The following is a 17,082-nucleotide window of genomic DNA, read 5'->3' as shown; positions in this document are numbered from 1 at the left end:
GCCGTCACCTGGGCAGCAGCCGCCCCCGCCGGCTCAGCAGGAACTTCTTGAAGGCGGCCACCGGCGGGGTGTCCGGATGGCCGTCCAGCCAGGCGACGCCGATCTCGCGGACCGCCCGCGGCGCCGTCACGGTCAGCTCGGCCACGCCGGGGCGGGGGACGGCCGGCGGGGGGAGCAGGGCCACGCCCAGCCCGGCCGCGACCAGCCCGCGCAGCGTCTCGGCCTCCTCCCCCTCGAACGCGACCCGCGGGGTGAAGCCCGCCTCCGCGCACAGCGCGTCGGTGATCCGGCGCAGCCCGTAGCCCGGTTCGAGGGTCACGAACAGCTCGCCGGCGGCCTCCGCGAGCCGGATCCGCTTACGGGCGGCCAGCGGATGGTCGTCCGGGACGACCAGGCGCAGCTTCTGCTCGTCGAGCCGGCGGGCGACCAGGTCCGGATAGTCGGGCACCGGCGAGGTCAGACACAGATCGAGGTCGCCGGCGCGCAGCCGCTCGATCATGGCCTCACCGTAGTTCTGGACGAGCTGGAAGCGGACGCGCGGATGGTCGGCGCGGAAGGTGCGGATCAGGCCGGGCACGGTCTCCGAACCGAGGGTGTGCAGAAAGCCGAACGCCACCTTCCCGGCCGCGGGATCGACATCGGCCCGTACGGACTCCGTCGCCCGCTCCAGATCCGTCAGCGCCCGCTCGGTGGAGGCGAGAAAGGCGCGGCCCGCCGGGGTCAGGGAGAGGGTGCGGCCGTGCCGGGCGAAGAGGGCGACGCCGAGGTCCTCCTCCAGGCGGACGATGGCCCGGCTGAGCGTCGGCTGCGGCATCCCGAGCTCCTGCGCGGCGCGGGTGACGTGTTCGTGCCGGGCGACGGCGGTGAACTGGGCGAGCCGCGGGGCGAGAACCACCGCCCAGGAGTCGGCGCCGAGTTCGGCCACCTCCCCCGTGTCCACGCCGGCCCGGCCCGAACCGGCGGTGTCTATTCTGTTGCGACCTTGCAACAGCGGCCCTTGCGACCTGCGATCATGTGCCACAGCATCGATTATGCCGTTTCCATGCATTGGACGCATGAAACGCGTGCGCCTACCTTCGAAACATGCCTCCCGCTGATACCGGGGCGTCCGTCACCGACCGTGCGGCCGCCTCTCCCCCGTCGTCCACTGACACCTCCGCCGCCGCGCCCGACCCCGAAGCGGGCAAGCTGCGGCCGGGCGGCCCCGGCTATCGCCGGATGAGCTTCGCCCTCTTCGCCGCCGGAGTGGCCACTTTCGCCCTCCTCTACTCCACGCAGGCCCTGCTGCCCGCGATCTCCGTGGACCTCGGGGTGAGCCCGGACCAGGCGAGCTGGACCGTGTCCGCGGCGACCTTCGGCCTGGCCCTCGGTGTGATCCCGCTGAGCGCGGTCTCCGAGCGCTTCGGCCGGCGCACACTGATGATGTGGTCCCTCGCGGTGGCCGCGCTGCTCGCGATGCTGGTGCCGTTCGCCCCGTCGCTCGGTGCGCTGATCGCGCTGCGCGGCATCCAGGGCGTCGCACTGGCCGGGCTGCCGGCCTCGGCGATGGCCTTCCTGGCCGAGGAGGTACGCGCCAAGGCGCTGGTGGCGGCCATCGGACTGTTCGTGGCGGGCAACAGCATCGGCGGGATGTCCGGCCGGATCGTGACCGGCTGGGTCGCCCAGGCCTGGGGCTGGCGGGCGGCCCTCGCCGCGGTGGGTGTGCTGGCCGTGGTGTGCGCGGTGGCCTTCCGGCTGCTGGTGCCCAAGGCCCGGCATTTCGCGCCCCGTTCGGTGGGCCCGCGGGCGCTGGCCCGTACGCTCGGCGGCCACCTGGCCGACCCGCTGCTGCGCCGCCTCTACGCCATCGGCGGGCTGTTCATGACGGTCTTCGGCGCGGTCTACACGGTCATCGGCTACCGCCTGGTCTCCGAACCGTTCAACCTCCCGCAGGGCATCGTCGGTTCGATCTTCGTGATCTACCTGGTCGGCACGGTCTCCTCGGCCGCGGCCGGCAAGCTGGTCGCCCGGACCGGCCGCCGCGGCGCCCTGTACCTGGCCGTCGGCACCACCTCCACGGGTCTGCTGCTGACGCTCTCCGCTTCGGTGGGCGCGGTGCTGGCGGGCCTGATCCTGATCACCGCCGGCTTCTTCGCGGGCCACGCGGTGGCCTCCTCCTCGGTCAGCCGCACCGCCAAGACGGCGCGCGCCCAGGCGTCGGCGCTGTACCAGTGCGCGTACTACGTCGGCAGCAGCCTGGGCGGCGCGCTCGGCGCCGCCGCCTTCCACGCCGTCGGCTGGGAGGGCACCGTCCTCCTCGGCCTCGCCGCGATGCTCGGCGCCGCCTCGATCACCCTCTACGCCACCCGCAAGGCCGTGGCCGAACGCCGCCTCCTCCACCTGGAGAAGGCCGCGTAACGCCACCCCGCAGTCCGAAGGGCCCGTCCTGCCACCTGTCCTGGTGGGGCGGGCCCTTCGTCGTCAGCTCCCTCAGCCGACGGGGAAGAGTGCCGTGTCGAGGGTGACCTCGAACGGCGCAGGGAGATGCATCTCATCCCCGTACTTCACGGTCTCGAGCACACGGAACAAACCGCCCGCCGGCTCCCCGTACAGCGTTGCGGTCGGCTTTCCGGAGTGCCAGGGATCCAACAGCAGGTACAGGGGGACACCGGCTGCGGCGTAGCCGTTCAACTTCTCGATGCGGTCATGATTCGCGTTGGAACGAGAGGTGATCTCAACGATGAGCTGAGCCACATCAGCTGTCCGGCGCTCACGCGGGCGCGGCAGCAGTTTCTTGGGGATGACGGCCAGATCGGGAACGAACAACCCGTGCCTGCCGGGGACGGTCAGCCCCTGGGTCTGGTAGATCCCCCAGTCCCGCGGGATGACGGTGTACAGCAAGCGCTGCAGCTCGTCCGCGGTGTCGTTGTGGTCGCTCTCCGGCGGTGGTGCCACGGTGACGATCCCCTCGATGATCTCCACCTTGCAGCCCTCCGGAGCGTTCGTCCGCTCCCAGACCCTCAGTGCCTCTTCCCAGCCGGAATCATCGGCAGGGTGGGGGCGCTCAGCGATGACCGCTGCCATGGTGTGCTCCCTCTATCGGTACGTCACCGACCCCAGCATGCCGAACGGGACCGGTGCTGGTCCACCGATCCCGTTCACCCATACGGGAAAACCGCAGGTCAGGAGATACGTTCCAGCACCACCGGAGTGGCGGCGAACGCCGCGTCCTCTGGACCGACGAGGACACCGCCGTCCAGCGCCTCCAGGCCGTAGGCGAACTTCTCCGGGGTGTCGGTGTGCAGGGTCAGCAGGGGCTGGCCTGCGGTGACGGGGTCGCCGGGCTTGGCGTGGAGTTCGACACCCGCGCCCGCCTGGACCGGGTCCTCCTTGCGGGCGCGGCCGGCGCCCAGGCGCCAGGCGGCGAGGCCGACAGCGTAGGCGTCGAGGGTGGTGAGGGTGCCGGAGGAGGCGGCGGTGACGACATGCTGTTCGCGGGCCACGGGGAGGGCCGCGTCGGGGTCGCCGCCCTGGGCCGCGATCATCCGGCGCCAGTGGTCCATGGCGGAGCCGTCGGCCAGCGCCTTGGCCGGGTCGGCGTCCTTGAGGCCGGCCGCGTCGAGCATTTCGCGGGCCAGGGCGAGGGTGAGGTCGATGACGTCCTGGGGGCCGCCGCCGGCCAGCACCTCGACGGATTCGCGGACTTCGAGGGCGTTGCCGGCGGTCCGGCCGAGCGGGGTGGCCATGTCGGTGAGCAGGGCGACCGTCTTCACCCCGTGGTCGGTGCCCAACTCGACCATCGTGGAGGCCAGTTCGCGGGCGTTGTCGAGGTCCTTCATGAAGGCGCCGGAGCCGACCTTGACGTCCAGGACGAGGGAGCCGGTGCCCTCGGCGATCTTCTTGGACATGATGGAGGAGGCGATGAGGGGGGTGGACTCGACGGTGCCGGTGACATCGCGGAGCGCGTAGAGCTTCTTGTCGGCGGGGGCGAGGCCGTCGCCGGCGGCGCAGATGACCGAGCCGACGTCACGCAGGACGTCCAGCATCTCGGCGTTGGAGAGGGCCGCGCGCCAGCCGGGGATCGCTTCGAGCTTGTCGAGGGTGCCGCCGGTGTGACCCAGGCCGCGGCCGGAGAGCTGCGGGACGGCCGCGCCACAGGCGGCGACGAGCGGGGCGAGCGGGAGGGTGATCTTGTCGCCGACGCCACCGGTGGAGTGCTTGTCGGCAGTGGGGCGGGGCAGGGACGAGAAGTCCATGCGCTCACCGGAGTTGATCATCGCGGCCGTCCAGCGGGCGATCTCCGTACGGTTCATGCCGTTGAGGAAGATGGCCATCGCCAGGGACGACATCTGCTCGTGGGCGACCTCGCCGCGGGTGTAGGCGTCGATGACCCAGTCGATCTGAGCGGGGGTCAGCTCGCCGCGGTCGCGCTTGGTACGGATGACGGAGATGACGTCCATGGACGGTTCCTTTCGAACGGGTAGGTACGTTCTACACGCATAGATGCCGGGGTGGCCAGGGGCTCCGGGCGACCACTCCCTGGGGGCGGTCCCAGGGGGCGGTGCGCGGTGTCCGGTCGCGGCGTCCGGACATGAGTGAGGGGTTCCGAGCCATGGGGCTCGGAACCCCTCACCGGGTTCAACGCGTTCGCTTCGTCCCTACTTCGGCTCCAGGTCCTTGCAATCGATCGAACGCTTCTTCAGTTCTTCGTGCGTGCTGTTCTTGTCTCCGCTGGACGCGCCCGCGCACAGGTTGCGGGGAGAATGGGGAGCGGTCAGGCCGACCTCCACCTGGGCGTTCCACTTGGCGTCCTTGTCGCCGTCCGGGTCGTAACCGTTCCCGTTCGCGTTGGCGTTCGGGTTCACCAGGCGGCCGCGCTGCTCGATCGCGCCGCGGCGCCGCTGCCCGGTGGCGTCGGTCGTGACCTCCTGCCGGTAGCGGGTCGCCTGGATGATGTCCTCGGCGTTGATGTGCCGGATCGCGGCCCATTCCTCCTGGCTGCGGAAGTGACCGAGGGGGGAGCCCGGGGTGATCTGGTCCGGAAGGTAGATCATGTTGCCCTGCCCGCGGATGTCATAGACCCAGCCCTCGTAGACCTCGGTTCTCGTCCCGTCCTCGTTGGTGCGGATGTTGCCCGTCGGCTGCAGGGCGAACGTCTGTGCCGGGTCGGGGTTGGCGCTGGTGCTGATGTAGCCGGAGTCCTGGTGCTGGCTGCCCCCGTGCAGGTGACGTGGCAGGTCGTAGTTCGTCCCCCTGGAGGTGAATCCGTCGCGGAACACCTCGTTCGGATCGCGGGTGGATCCCTGGACAATCGGTTCCCCGCGATAGACGACGCCCGGCGGCTTTCTGCTGGCGTCCAGGTCCTTCTGGTGTATCTCGACCTTGCCGTCACTGTTCCTCAGCGCCTGTGCGGGACTCCCGGCCCCCACGAGAGTGACACCCGCGACGGAGATCATCGCAACGAAAGTGATCAGTGCCCGGTAGAGGGAGGTGCGGCCTTCCGGCTTTTTCACAGTGGTCATGACGCGCCTCTCCTACGCGGCCTTCAGCCGCTTGAACCAAGCGGCCGGGCTGGTGGTATCGCCGGTCACCGAGGCGCCGGCGAGCAGCGTGGCGGCGAGCGCCAAGCGTCTGCCCGTGCGCCCACCTCGTGTCATATCCGTACTCGGTCTCGTCATTGGCGTGCTTTCTGTCCAGCGTCGGCCAATAGCCGATCGCACTGTCGTGAATATGCTCGGCGCCGATTCTCAAATCGGCTGTGCGGCAATTCAACGAAGCGACGCAACGACGTGTCCACGAATTCCCCGAAAGACTGCGGTGCATTGAATTTTCTGTTGCGGGAACCGTGGTTCAGAAACTTTCTCCGCCACGAACTTCGCGGACATCGGCCACGAGCCTGAAGGCGTACGACCACAGACTTTTCGTCCCGGAACCGGCCGGCGTTCTCCTGGCGGCGGTCGACGCGCCGGAGTCACGAGGGGCCGGGGCGGCGCCGGCAGACCCGGCGAGTCGGTCCGGGCTGTCGGAGGCCGTCATGGCGCAACCGCGGTGCGCCCGCCTGCCGATGACACGCTGACGGCCACAGTGATCGCCCGAGGGGGGCAGCGGCCCACCGCCCCCGTCACCCCCTCAAATGCCCCGGCCCGAAAGCGTCCGGCAGCAACTCCGACAGGGGGCGGACGCCGGCCGCCGTGTCGACCAGCAGCTCGGGCCCCCCGTGCTCGTACAGCAGTTGGCGGCAGCGGCCGCAGGGGACGAGCAGGTCGCCCGCCCCGTCCACGCAGGTGAAGGCGGTCAGCCGGGGGGCGGGGCCGCCGCTGTCGGACCGGCCTGCGAACAGGGCCGAGATCAGGCCGCATTCGGCGCAGAGGGAGAGGCCGTACGAGGCGTTCTCCACGTTGCAGCCGGTGATGGTGCGGCCGTCGTCCACAAGGGCGGCGGCGCCTACGGGGTAGCCGGAATACGGGGCGTAGGCCCGGGACATGGCGTCCCGGGCCTGCGCGCGCAGTGCGGTCCAGTCGACCGGCACCGGTGGTGTCATGTGCCTTGTCCTCGGCGGTAGGGCTTGCCGTTCGCCTTCGGCGGCCGCAGCCGCTGGGAGAAGAGGGCAAGCACCAGCAGGGTGGCGATGTAGGGGCTCGCCTCGACCAGTTCGAGCGGAACGGTGTCGGCCAGGGCGTACCAGATGACCAGGACGGCGGCGGCTATGCCGGCGACCACGGCCTGGGTGCGCTTGGCGGCACGCAGACGGAACAGGGCGAGCACCGCGAGCAGCGCCGCCAGGCCCAGGAGCAGCGCATGGACGGTCGGGCCGCCGCTGCGCAGCTGCATGGCGTCCATGAAGCCGAACAGGCCCGCGCCCATCGCGACGCCGCCCGGCCGCCAGTTGCCGAAGATCATCGTGGCGAGACCGATGTAGCCGCGCCCGCCCGTCTGGCCGTCCTGGTAGAAGTGCACCCCGATGGAGAGGAAGGCACCGCCGAGGCCGGCCAGGGCTCCGGAGACCAGCACCGCCGCGTACTTGTAGGAGTAGACGTTGACGCCCAGGGACTCGGCCGAGATGGGGGCCTCGCCGCAGGAGCGCAGCCGCAGTCCGAACGAGGAGCGCCAGAGTACGTAGAAGGTGCCGATGAACAGGCCGATGGTGAGCAGGGTCAGCCAGGAGACATTGGTGACCGCCGCGCCGAGGATGCCGGCGACGTCGGAGACCAGGAACCAGTGGTGGCCCTCCAGGGTGTTCAGCGCGTCCGACAGGCCGGGGACGGTGAACGTCGGCATGTCGGGCATCGGCGGCGACTGCTTGTCGTTGCCGCCGGCCAGCATGGCCGCGCTGCCCTCCTGGCCGAACCACAGCGTGGCGAGGTACTGGGTGGCGCCCAGGGCCAGGATGTTGACCGCGACACCGGAGACGATGTGGTCGACGCCGAAGGTCACGGTGGCGATGGCGTGGATCAGTCCGCCGAGCGCGCCGCCGATGATGCCGGCCGCGGCCGCCGCCCAGGGGCCGTGCTGCCAGCCGACCCAGCCGGCCGCGAACGAGCCGAGCATCATCATGCCTTCGAGGCCGATGTTGACCACGCCGGCCCGCTCGGACCACAGTCCGCCCAGTCCCGCCAGGCCGATCGGCACGGCGGCGCTCAGCGCGGCGCCGAACTGTCCGGTGGAGGTGAGGTCCGCGGTGCCGGTGATGGCCCGGAGGACGGCGACGGCGACCAGGCCGATGGCGATGATCAGCAGGATCCAGGGGTAGGTCAGCTTGCGCCGGCCCCCCTTCCCGGGGACCGCGAGCTTCGTCGCGGTCTTGAGGTCCGTACTCACGCCGACACCTCCGGCTTGTCGCTCTTGTCAGACTTGTCGGCGTTGTTCGTGCGTGACAGGGCGGCCAGCTCCTCGCCGACCTTGCGCTGCTGCAGGCTCAGCCCGTAACGGCGCACGATCTCGTAGGCGATGACCACGCACAGGACGATGACGCCCTGGATGACGCCGACGATTTCCTGGGCGTACCCCTCGAACTCCAGCCGGGAGCCGGTGCGGTCGAGGAACGCCCACAGCAGGGCGCCGAAGGCCATGCCGATGGGGTGGTTGCGGCCGAGCAGTGCGATGGCGATACCGGTGAAGCCGATACCGGCCGGGAAGTCCGTGCCGTACTGGAAGGACTCACCGAGCAGGGTGGGCATACCGACCAGACCGGCCGCGGCGCCCGACAGCAGCATGCTGCACAGGACCATGCGCTTGACGCTGACGCCGCTGGCCTCGGCGGCCGGCTCGGAGGCGCCCACGGCGCGCAGGTCGAAGCCGAAGCGGGTGCGGTTGATCCCGAACCAGTACAGCGCGCCGGCCAGGATCGCGATCACCACGAAGCCGTAGACCGGCTTGGGGTGGGTCGGGAAGGAGAAGAAGTGGCTGGATTCCGGGAGGAACTTGGTGTGCAGGAGGTTGCCGTCCTTGATGGCGAGGCGGCCGTCCTGCAGGAAGTAGCCGATGATCGAGGCGGCGATCGCGTTGAGCATGATCGTGGTGATCACCTCGCTGACGCCGCGGGTGGTCTTCAGCAGACCCGCGATGCCCGACCAGATGGCACCCACCAGCATCGCGATGACGATGAGCAGGATGATCTGGAGCGCGCCGGGCAGCGCGATGGCGCCGCCGACCGCCGCGGCCGCGAACGCCGCGAGGCGGTACTGGCCGTCGACGCCGATGTTGAAGAGGTTCATGCGGAAGCCGATGGCGACCGCCAGCGCCGAAAGGTAGTACGGCACCGCCTTGTTGATGATCCAGACCTGGCTGTCGCTGTAGTGACCGTAATCGGCCATGATCCCGTAGGCGCGGAAGGGGTTCTCCCCCGACGCCAGGAAGACCAGGGACGAGATCACTATCGCGGCGACGATGGCCAGGACGGGTGCGGCGATCGCCAGGATCACCTTGTCCCGGGTGGCGCTCTTGGCGATGGCGTCCACGGTGGGGTTCTTGGTGGAGGTGCTCACTGCTCGTCCCCCTCCTGCTCACCGGCGTCGTGCGACACACCGTCTTCGGGCGCGCCGTCTTCCGGCGCACCGTCTTCCGACGCACTGAGGTGGCCTCTGGCGGCACCGGTCATGGCGGAGCCCAACTCCTCCGGGGTGATGACGGCGGGGTCCGCGTCCGCGACCAGCCGGCCCCGGTACATCACCCGCAGGGTGTCGGACAGCCCGATCAGCTCGTCCAGGTCGGCAGAGATCAGCAGCACCGCCAGGCCCTCGCGGCGCGCCTCGCGGATCTGTTCCCAGATCTGCGCCTGCGCACCGACGTCGACCCCGCGCGTGGGGTGGGCGGCGATCAGCAGCTTGGGGTGGTGGCTCATCTCGCGGCCGACGATCAGCTTCTGCTGGTTGCCGCCGGAGAGCGAGGACGCGGTGACGTCGATGCCTGGGGTGCGCACGTCGTACTCCTCGACGATGCGCTCGGTGTCCTTGCGGGCGCCGGGGATGTCGAGGAGCTTGCCCTTGCTGTTGGGGCGTTCGGTGACATGGCCGAGGATGCGGTTCTCCCACAGCGGGGCTTCCAGCAGCAGACCGTGGCGGTGGCGGTCCTCGGGGATGTAGCCGATGCCGCCCTCGCGCCGGGCGCGGGTGGAGGCCCCGGACAAGTCCTTGCCGTCCAGGGTGAGGGTGCCGCGGTCGGGACGGCGGGTGCCCATGACGGCCTCGACCAGCTCGGCCTGGCCGTTGCCCTCGACACCGGCGACGCCCAGGACCTCGCCCTTGTGGATGGTGAAGGAGATGCCGTCCAGGACGGTGCGGACCACTCCGTCGGAGTCGGTCGCGGACAGATGCACCTCGCTGACGCGGAGCATCTCCTCGTCCGTGACCGTCGACTCGCGGGTCTCGGGGGACGGCAGTTCGCTGCCGACCATCAGCTCGGCCAGCTGCTTGGGCGTGGTCCCGGACGGTTCGACCGAGGCCACGGTGGTGCCGCGCCGTATGACGGTGATGTCGTCGGCGACCGAGAGCACCTCGCCCAGCTTGTGCGAGATGAAGATGACGGTCAGGCCCTCGGACTTGAGCTCGCGCAGGTTGTCGAAGAGCGCGTCGACCTCCTGCGGGACCAGGACGGCGGTCGGCTCGTCGAGGATGAGGGTGCGGGCGCCGCGGTAGAGGACCTTGAGGATCTCCACCCGCTGGCGGTCGGCGACACCGAGGTCCTCGACCAGGACGTCGGGCCGTATGTGCAGTCCGTACGCGTCCGAGATTTCTTTTATCTTCGCGCGGGCGCCGGCGCCGATGCCGTGCAGCTTCTCCGCGCCGAGAACGGTGTTCTCCAGGACGGTGAGGTTGTCGGCGAGCATGAAGTGCTGGTGCACCATGCCGATGCCGCGGGCGATGGCGTCGGCCGGGGTGTGCAGGGTGACCTGCTCGCCGCCCAGCGCGATGGTGCCCTCGTCCGGCTTCTGCATGCCGTAGAGGATCTTCATCAGGGTGGACTTACCGGCACCGTTCTCGCCGCACAGGGCGTGGACGGTGCCGCGGCGCACGGTGAGATGGATGTCGTGGTTGGCCACGACGCCGGGGAACCTTTTGGTGATTCCGCGGAGTTCTACAGCGGGGGCGTCCGGGACGGCGGGACCGCTGCTCGTGGATGCTGCGTTGATGGCGCACTCCCCTCGGGGATGAAGGAGCGGAAAGGACGGAAAGTCAGGGACCGGAAGGTCTCAAGGGGGACGTGGGCTCGCCCCGGGGTCCGGCGCTGCGGCGCCCCGGGATGGCGGTGGTCCCGGGCTACGGCGTCTCCTTGACCTTCACCTTGCCCTCGATGATCTTCTTCCGGGCCGCATCGATCTGCGACTGGATGTCCTTGATGAACCCGCCCGAGGTGGCGAGCGACACACCGCTGTGCTTGAGGTCGTAGGCGTGGATGCCGGTCAGCGGCTTACCGTCCTCGACGCTCTTGATCAGGTCGAACACGGCCACATCGACGTTCTTCACGACCGAGGTGAGGATCCGGTCCTTGTAGCGGGCCAGGCCCGGCTGCTGGTACTGGTCCGAGTCCACGCCGATCGCCCAGGCGCCCTTGACCTTGCTGACCGCCTCGATGGTCCCCGCGCCCGACTGCCCGGCCGCCGTGTAGATCACATCGACACCGCTGTCGAGCATGCCGCCGGCCTTGGCCTTGGCGGCGGCTGGGTCGTTGAACCCCTTGTCGTTGTTGGGGTACAGGTACTGCGAGGTGATCTTGGCCTTCGGGTCGGTGTCGCGGGCACCCTGTTCGAAGCCGGCCTGGAACTTCTGGATCAGCGCGTTGTTCACGCCACCGATGAAGCCCACCTTGTGGTTCTTGCTCTTCAGCGCAGCCGCGACGCCGGCCAGATACGAGCCCTCGTGCTCGGCGAAGACCATCGCATCGACGTTCTTGCCCTCCGGCACGGCGTCCACGACACCGAAGGTGGTGCCGGGGAAGTCCTTGGCCACGTTCTGCACGGACTGGCTGTAGGCGAAGCCGACGCCGATGACCGGGTTGTAGCCGGCCTCGGCGAAGGAGGTGAGCCGCTGCTCGCGGTCCGCCTCGGTCTCGCCGTTCTTGGCGGTGAGCATCTTGACGTCGACGCCCAGCTTCTTGGTCGCGTTCTCCACACCACGGGCGGCCGCTTCGTTGAACGAGTGGTCGTCCCGGCCGCCGATGTCGAAGGCCAGCCCGACCCCCGCGTGTTTGGCGCGATTGGCCTCGGCAAAGCTCTGACCGCACGCAGTGGCGGTGAGCGCGAGGCCCGCGGTGGCGGTGGCCGCGGCGGCAATCCTGATGACCCGACGCACGGGGCCTTCCCTTCGCTCTAAGCGCCCCCATTGGCGCTGGCTTGTCGGGAGATTAACGCGCGTAGACCTGGCGCAAAACCCTCCACTGCGTGGACGTTATCGATTCGAGGCGTAGGGCACCTGGACGTAACACGGGCGGGCGATATGCGAAGCCCGTCCCGGCAAGCAGCCGGAACGGGGCGATATGCGTGCTTTGCGGTCGGTGGTCTGTTATATGCGGTGGATCTTGAGCACGGCGAGGAGGGCGGCCGAGGAGGCTGTGGGGATCAGTCGGCACCACCGCCAGCGCCCTGCACCGCTTCCTCGCCGGCGGGCCGGAGGTTTTGCTGGACGGCTGGGAACAGCGCTCCTAGAGATCTCCCTCCAGAAGCGCCGCCGCCGTGAAGAGTTCCACGCCTACCTTGATCGCCTGCTCGTCCACGTCGAAGTCGCCGCGGTGCAGGTCCCGGTGCGTGGGGTCGGCGGGTGGGTGGACGCCCAGGCGGGCCATGGCGCCGGGGACGTGTTCGAGGTACCAGGAGAAGTCCTCGCCGCCGAGGGACTGCTCGGTGTCCTCGATGGCGCCCTCGCCGCGGCGGGCGGCCATCGCGGAGTGCAGCAGCTGGACGGTGAGCGGCTCGTTGACCACCGGCGGCACCCCGCGGACGTAGGTGATCTGCGACTTGGCGCCGTGGAGGGCGGCGACCTCGTCGATCGCGGCATGGACCAGGTCGGGGGCCTGCCGCCAGGCGTCGAGATCGAGGCAGCGGACGGTGCCGGAGAGTTCGGCGTGCTGCGGGATGACGTTGCAGGCGTGTCCGGACGCCAGGCGCCCCCAGGTGACGGCCAGACCGGCGCGGGCGTCGACCCGGCGGGCGAGCAGTGCCGGTACGTCCAGGGCGACCCGGGACGCGGCGGTGACCATGTCGGTGGTCAGGTGCGGGCGGGCGGTGTGGCCGCCGGGGCCGTCCAGCTCGACCTCCAGCCGGTCGCAGGCCGAGGTGATCGCTCCCGTACGGAGCCCGATCCGGCCGGCGTCGACGCGCGGGTCGCAGTGGACGGCGAGGATCCGGCCGACGCCCTCCAGGGCGCCGGACTCGATCGCGTCGGAGGCGCCGCCGGGCAGGATCTCCTCGGCAGGCTGGAAGAGCAGGCGTACGGGGCGCGGCAGGGCGCCGGCGCGGGCCAGCTCGGCCAGGACCAGACCGGCGCCGAGGACGACGGCGGTGTGCACGTCGTGGCCGCAGGCGTGCGCGCGGCCGGCGACCGTCGAGGCGTAGTCGGCGGTCTTGGTGTCCGGGATGGGCAGGGCGTCGATGTCCGCCCGCAGCGCCAGCAGGGGGCGGTCGGGGGCGGCCGCGACGGCCCGCCGGTCCGCCTTGGTGTCCCGCCCGTCGGCCGTGGCGTCCCGCGTACCGATGTCACAGATCAGGCCGGTGCCGGTGGCCAGTACCCGGGGCCGCAGACCGGCCCGCTCCAGCCGTTCCTTGATCGCCGCGGTGGTCCGGAACTCCTGGTTGCCGAGTTCGGGATGCCGGTGCAAGTCGCGCCGGAAGGCGCTCAGTTCGGCGCGGAGCGCCTCGGGAAGGGCACCGGGGAGCTGATCCCCGGCGGGGGTACGGGCGGCGCTGACCTCTCGGGACATCACGTGGTTCACCTGTGGAAGGTTACGGGTCCCGATGGGGCAACTGTCCTTCGATCAACAAAAGTTCAGCCCGTTAGGGGAAGAAAATCTAGGCCGCTCGGCGCATGGACGGTTTATGCGACGGGTATGCAGTAGGGCTTCCCGCGCTCCTTCATCCGGTGGCCATCCGCTGGGTGAACGGCAGTCGCTGCACGTCGCGGGCGGTGCCCGTGACCCCGTCGAGGAAACCCTGGGCCCGTGGTGAGGCGTTGGCCGTCAGCCACTCCGGATCGATGTCACAGACCGCGACCTTGACCTCCGTACCGAGCAGCGCCAGCGGCAGGGTGTGCACCACGGTGGAGGGGAAGCTGACGATCAGCCGTCCGACGGGGCCGCGGCGGGCGATCAGTTCGAGCGGCAGATCGGGCCGTACGACCTCCAGGCCGGTCTCGGCCACGAGGCGGCGCAGCTTTTCGGTGCTCTCCTTGCGGTGCGCGAAGTAGCGGGTGGCGCTGTGCGTACGGGCCAGGGTGCCCACCGCCGCCAGATAGCGGTCGGCGTCCACGACGCCGGTCTCCACCAGCGAGGTGCCGACGATGTCGGCGGCGCGGGTGAGCCGGGGCGGGCCGAAGCGGCCGCGGGTCCAGGCGAACTCGTTGGTGGTGACCTCGACGCCCGGCGGTGCCTCGACGGGCATCGAGCTGAACAGGCCGACGGTGCGCCGGCCGCCCTCGGGGGCCGGGGTGAGCCGGCGCCGGGCGGTGGCCGAGAAGGGCGCGAAGACCAGGTCCCGCGCGCCGCGTCCGCTGCCGTTGCGGTGCCAGCGCACCAGCCGTTCCCCGCGGGCGAGTTGGGAGATGAACTCCATGGTGGCGGTGCCGTCGTCGACCACGACCAGATCGCGCGCCCTGGTGAGGGAGAGCAGCAGCTGGACGTAGCGGGAGAACGGGTCGCCGATGACGACGCGGCGGGCGCGGCGCAGCAGCGGCGTGAGGCCGCCGATGGTGCGCATCGGCGCGGTCGGACCACCGCGGGCCTCCTCCCAGCGCACCGTATGGCCTTCGTCGCGGGCGAGTTCGGCCATCCGCCGCAGCTGGCCGCGGGTCATCGGGTCGTGCGGGGAGAGCACGACGACGGTGAGCTCGGCGGCCTGTGCCGTGTGCGCCCATTCCAGGACGTTCAGCAGCTGCACCGGGCTCTCGACGAATGCGAGGGTGCCGCTGTCCCGGGATGCCGCACGCGGCTCACCGGAGCGTGCGGTCCGCTTGCGCTGCCGGGGCACCCCCCGGAGACGACGGGCGGGAGAACCCGTCGTCTCCGGGGGCGGAACCTCGTCGCCGGGCGTACCGGGCACGGCGCGGGTCCCTTCAGGTGAGCTCACCGTGGCTCCCGTCGGTTCGTCGGCCGGGCTGTCAGACGGCGGCCGGCTCGGCGGCCTCGGCCTCGGCCACCACGCCGGTGACACGGCGCAGCTTCTTCATCGGGCCGAGCTCGCTCTCGTAGACCTTCTTGACGCCGTCACCGAGGGACTCCTCGATGGTGCGGATGTCGCGGACCAGGCGGGTCAGGCCACCGGGCTCGACGGAGGCGGCCTGGTCGGAGCCCCACATGGCACGGTCGAGGGTGATGTGGCGCTCGACGAAGGTGGCGCCGAGGGCGACCGCGGCGAGGGTGGTCTGCAGACCGGTCTCGTGGCCGCTGTATCCGATCGGGACGTTCGGGTACTCGTCCTGCAGGGTGTTGATCATGCGGAGGTTGAGCTCCTCGGCCTTGGCCGGGTAGGTGCTCGTGGCGTGGCAGAGCAGGATGTTCTCGCTGCCCAGGACCTCGACGGCGTGCCGGATCTGCTTGGGGGTGGACATGCCCGTCGAGAGGATGACGGTGCGGCCGGTGGCGCGCATGGCGCGCAGCAGGTCGTCGTCGGTGAGCGAGGCGGAGGCGACCTTGTAGCAGGGCACGTCGAACTTCTCCAGGAAGGCGACGGACTCGACGTCCCACGGGGAGGCGAACCAGGCGATGCCGCGCTTCTTGCAGTACTCGTCGATGGCGCGGTAGCCGTCCTCGTCGAACTCCACACGGTGGCGGTAGTCGATGTAGGTCATCCGGCCCCAGGGGGTGTCGCGCTCGATGTCCCACTGGTCGCGCGGGGTGCAGATCTCCGGGGTCCGCTTCTGGAACTTCACCGCGTCACAGCCGGCGTCGGCGGCGGCGTCGATCAGCGCGAACGCGTTCTCCAGGTCGCCGTTGTGGTTGATGCCGATCTCGCCGGTGACGTAGACGGGGCGGCCGGGGCCGGCCTCGCGGGAGCCGAGGGTGCGGAGGCGGGAGTTGTTGCTCATGGGGAGGGTTCCTTCGCGTTGATCAGGGGGTGTGCGGGGGTGGGGTCTGGGTGGGTTACAGGGACGGGCCCAGGAGCCAGCCGGCGATCTCTCGGATCGCGCCGCTGCCTCCGGGCGTCGCGGTGACGGCGCGGGCCGCGCCGCGCACCACGTCGTGCGCCCCGGCGACCGCCACGGGCCAGCCGACGAGGTCGAAGCACGGGAGGTCGTTGACGTCGTTGCCGACGTAGAGCACGCGCTCGGGCGCGATGCCCGCTTCCTCGCACCACTGCTTGAGGGCGAGGTCCTTGCGGTCGATGCCGTGCAGGACGGGCACCTGCAGCTTGCGGGCCCGTGCGGCGACGACCGGGTTGGTCTCCGAGGACAGGATCAGCAGCTTCAGCTCCGCCCTGCGCAGGGCGGCGATGCCGAGGCCGTCGCCGCGGTGGACCGCGACGATCTCCCGTCCGTCGGCGTCGATCAGCACCCGGTCGTCCGTCTGGGTGCCGTCGAAGTCGAGGACGACGGCGTCGATGTCGTCGAGGGCCGGGAGGGACCCGGGGCGCGCGGCGTCCAGCAGCGGTGCCAGCGCGCGGGCGCGGGCCAGGTCGTGCGGATCGTCGATCTCCAGCACCCGGGCCGGGTCGGTGCGGACGAGCTCGGTGCGCCCGAAGAAGCGGTGGCCGCTGGTGCGGAAGCCGGCCGCGTCCATGGCGTAGGCGGCGCCGGTCTCCAGCAGGTCCTGGGGGCGGTCCTGGCGGCGCGGCCGGAAGGACTTGTCGTGGTTGACGCCGTAACCGCCGGCGGTGGTGACGGTGGCCGGGGCGGTGGCGGTGGACTGCGCGGGGAGCGTGGCGGCGGCCCGGCGGCCGGCGTCGCCCGCGCCCATGACCGCGTCGTCGGCGGTGCCGTCGTCGGCTCGCCAGACGAAGCCGTGGAACGGTGCCACGGTCAGCGCGCTGTCGGCGCCGCCCTCGACGACCGCGGCGGCGACCCCGTCGATGTCCTCGCGGACGATGAACGGGCTGGTGCACTGGACCAGCAGCACCGCGTCGACCCGGGCGCCCTGCTCGGCCTCGTAGGCGTCCATGGCGTGCAGGACGGCGGCCTCGCTGGTGGCGGTGTCACCCGCGATGTCGCCGGGGCGCCGTATGACGACCGCGCCGGCGCCGCGGGCCGCGGCCGCGATCCCGGCGTCGTCGGTGGACACCACGACATCGGTGACCAGACGGGCGGCGCGGCATTCCCGGACCGCGCGGGCCACCAGGGGCACTCCCCCGACGGCGGCGAGGTTCTTGGCGGGCACGCCCTTGGATCCGCCGCGGGCGGGGATGACGGCCACCACGGTCGGCGGGCTGCTCTGCGGGTCGGTCGGCATGTCGGGCTCCTTCCGGGA

15 protein-coding genes are annotated in these 17,082 nt (G+C 70.7%); 1 reads left to right on the top strand and 14 read right to left on the bottom strand.

Features of this window, described 5'->3' with window-relative positions:
• Positions 1 to 4: 4 nt before the first annotated feature.
• Complete coding sequence (locus AB0C46_RS15920) at positions 5 to 988, bottom strand: LysR substrate-binding domain-containing protein (RefSeq protein WP_362828395.1); 984 nt, start codon at positions 986 to 988, stop codon at positions 5 to 7.
• Between the two features lie 95 nt (positions 989 to 1,083).
• Between AB0C46_RS15920 and AB0C46_RS15915 the strand changes: the two genes are divergently transcribed.
• A complete protein-coding gene (locus tag AB0C46_RS15915; RefSeq protein ID WP_362828394.1) occupies positions 1,084 to 2,397 on the top strand; it encodes an MFS transporter in 1,314 nt (437 codons plus the stop codon).
• A gap of 72 nt (positions 2,398 to 2,469) precedes the next feature.
• On the opposite strand, the gene AB0C46_RS15910 is transcribed toward AB0C46_RS15915, so the two are convergent.
• From AB0C46_RS15910 to AB0C46_RS15850, 13 genes are all read right to left on the bottom strand, one after another.
• A complete protein-coding gene (locus tag AB0C46_RS15910; RefSeq protein ID WP_362828393.1) occupies positions 2,470 to 3,063 on the bottom strand; it encodes a Uma2 family endonuclease in 594 nt (197 codons plus the stop codon).
• Positions 3,064 to 3,161: 98 nt separating this feature from the next.
• Entirely contained in the window at positions 3,162 to 4,439 is a 1,278-nt protein-coding gene (locus AB0C46_RS15905) for a thymidine phosphorylase (RefSeq protein ID WP_362828392.1), read from the bottom strand.
• A gap of 198 nt (positions 4,440 to 4,637) precedes the next feature.
• On the bottom strand, positions 4,638 to 5,501 hold the full coding sequence (locus AB0C46_RS15900) for a hypothetical protein (protein WP_362828391.1): 864 nt from the start codon (positions 5,499 to 5,501) through the stop codon (positions 4,638 to 4,640).
• A 12-nt stretch (positions 5,502 to 5,513) separates the two neighbouring features.
• The gene (locus tag AB0C46_RS15895) at positions 5,514 to 5,636 is read right to left on the bottom strand and encodes a hypothetical protein (protein ID WP_362828390.1); all 123 of its coding nucleotides are present in this window, start codon (positions 5,634 to 5,636) and stop codon (positions 5,514 to 5,516) included.
• A gap of 464 nt (positions 5,637 to 6,100) precedes the next feature.
• Complete coding sequence (locus AB0C46_RS15890; protein ID WP_362828389.1) at positions 6,101 to 6,520, bottom strand: cytidine deaminase; 420 nt, start codon at positions 6,518 to 6,520, stop codon at positions 6,101 to 6,103.
• On the bottom strand, positions 6,517 to 7,797 hold the full coding sequence (locus AB0C46_RS15885) for an ABC transporter permease (protein ID WP_362828388.1): 1,281 nt from the start codon (positions 7,795 to 7,797) through the stop codon (positions 6,517 to 6,519). The genes AB0C46_RS15890 and AB0C46_RS15885 overlap by 4 nt, the downstream gene beginning before the upstream one ends.
• Positions 7,794 to 8,936: an ABC transporter permease gene (locus tag AB0C46_RS15880; RefSeq protein WP_362828490.1), complete on the bottom strand. Its 1,143-nt coding sequence runs from the start codon at positions 8,934 to 8,936 to the stop codon at positions 7,794 to 7,796. Before AB0C46_RS15880 ends, AB0C46_RS15885 begins: the two co-directional genes overlap by 4 nt.
• A 23-nt stretch (positions 8,937 to 8,959) precedes the next feature.
• Positions 8,960 to 10,516 (bottom strand): ABC transporter ATP-binding protein, encoded by a 1,557-nt coding sequence (locus AB0C46_RS15875; protein ID WP_362828387.1) that lies wholly within the window; start codon positions 10,514 to 10,516, stop codon positions 8,960 to 8,962.
• Positions 10,517 to 10,733: 217 nt separating this feature from the next.
• Positions 10,734 to 11,765, bottom strand: a complete 1,032-nt coding sequence (locus AB0C46_RS15870) for a BMP family ABC transporter substrate-binding protein (protein WP_362828386.1) — start codon at positions 11,763 to 11,765, stop codon at positions 10,734 to 10,736.
• Between the two features lie 349 nt (positions 11,766 to 12,114).
• The gene (locus AB0C46_RS15865; protein WP_362828489.1) at positions 12,115 to 13,389 is read right to left on the bottom strand and encodes an amidohydrolase; all 1,275 of its coding nucleotides are present in this window, start codon (positions 13,387 to 13,389) and stop codon (positions 12,115 to 12,117) included.
• Between the two features lie 151 nt (positions 13,390 to 13,540).
• On the bottom strand, positions 13,541 to 14,749 hold the full coding sequence (locus AB0C46_RS15860; protein ID WP_362828385.1) for a hypothetical protein: 1,209 nt from the start codon (positions 14,747 to 14,749) through the stop codon (positions 13,541 to 13,543).
• A 31-nt stretch (positions 14,750 to 14,780) separates the two neighbouring features.
• Positions 14,781 to 15,707, bottom strand: a complete 927-nt coding sequence (locus AB0C46_RS15855) for an N-acetylneuraminate synthase family protein (protein WP_362828384.1) — start codon at positions 15,705 to 15,707, stop codon at positions 14,781 to 14,783.
• Positions 15,708 to 15,762: 55 nt separating this feature from the next.
• The gene (locus tag AB0C46_RS15850; RefSeq protein WP_362828383.1) at positions 15,763 to 17,064 is read right to left on the bottom strand and encodes an acylneuraminate cytidylyltransferase; all 1,302 of its coding nucleotides are present in this window, start codon (positions 17,062 to 17,064) and stop codon (positions 15,763 to 15,765) included.
• Positions 17,065 to 17,082: the final 18 nt, after the last annotated feature.

This window comes from Streptomyces sp. NPDC048637 (assembly GCF_040650675.1).
Lineage (GTDB): Bacteria > Actinomycetota > Actinomycetes > Streptomycetales > Streptomycetaceae > Streptomyces.
This window is presented reverse-complemented; position numbering and strand designations above follow the sequence as displayed.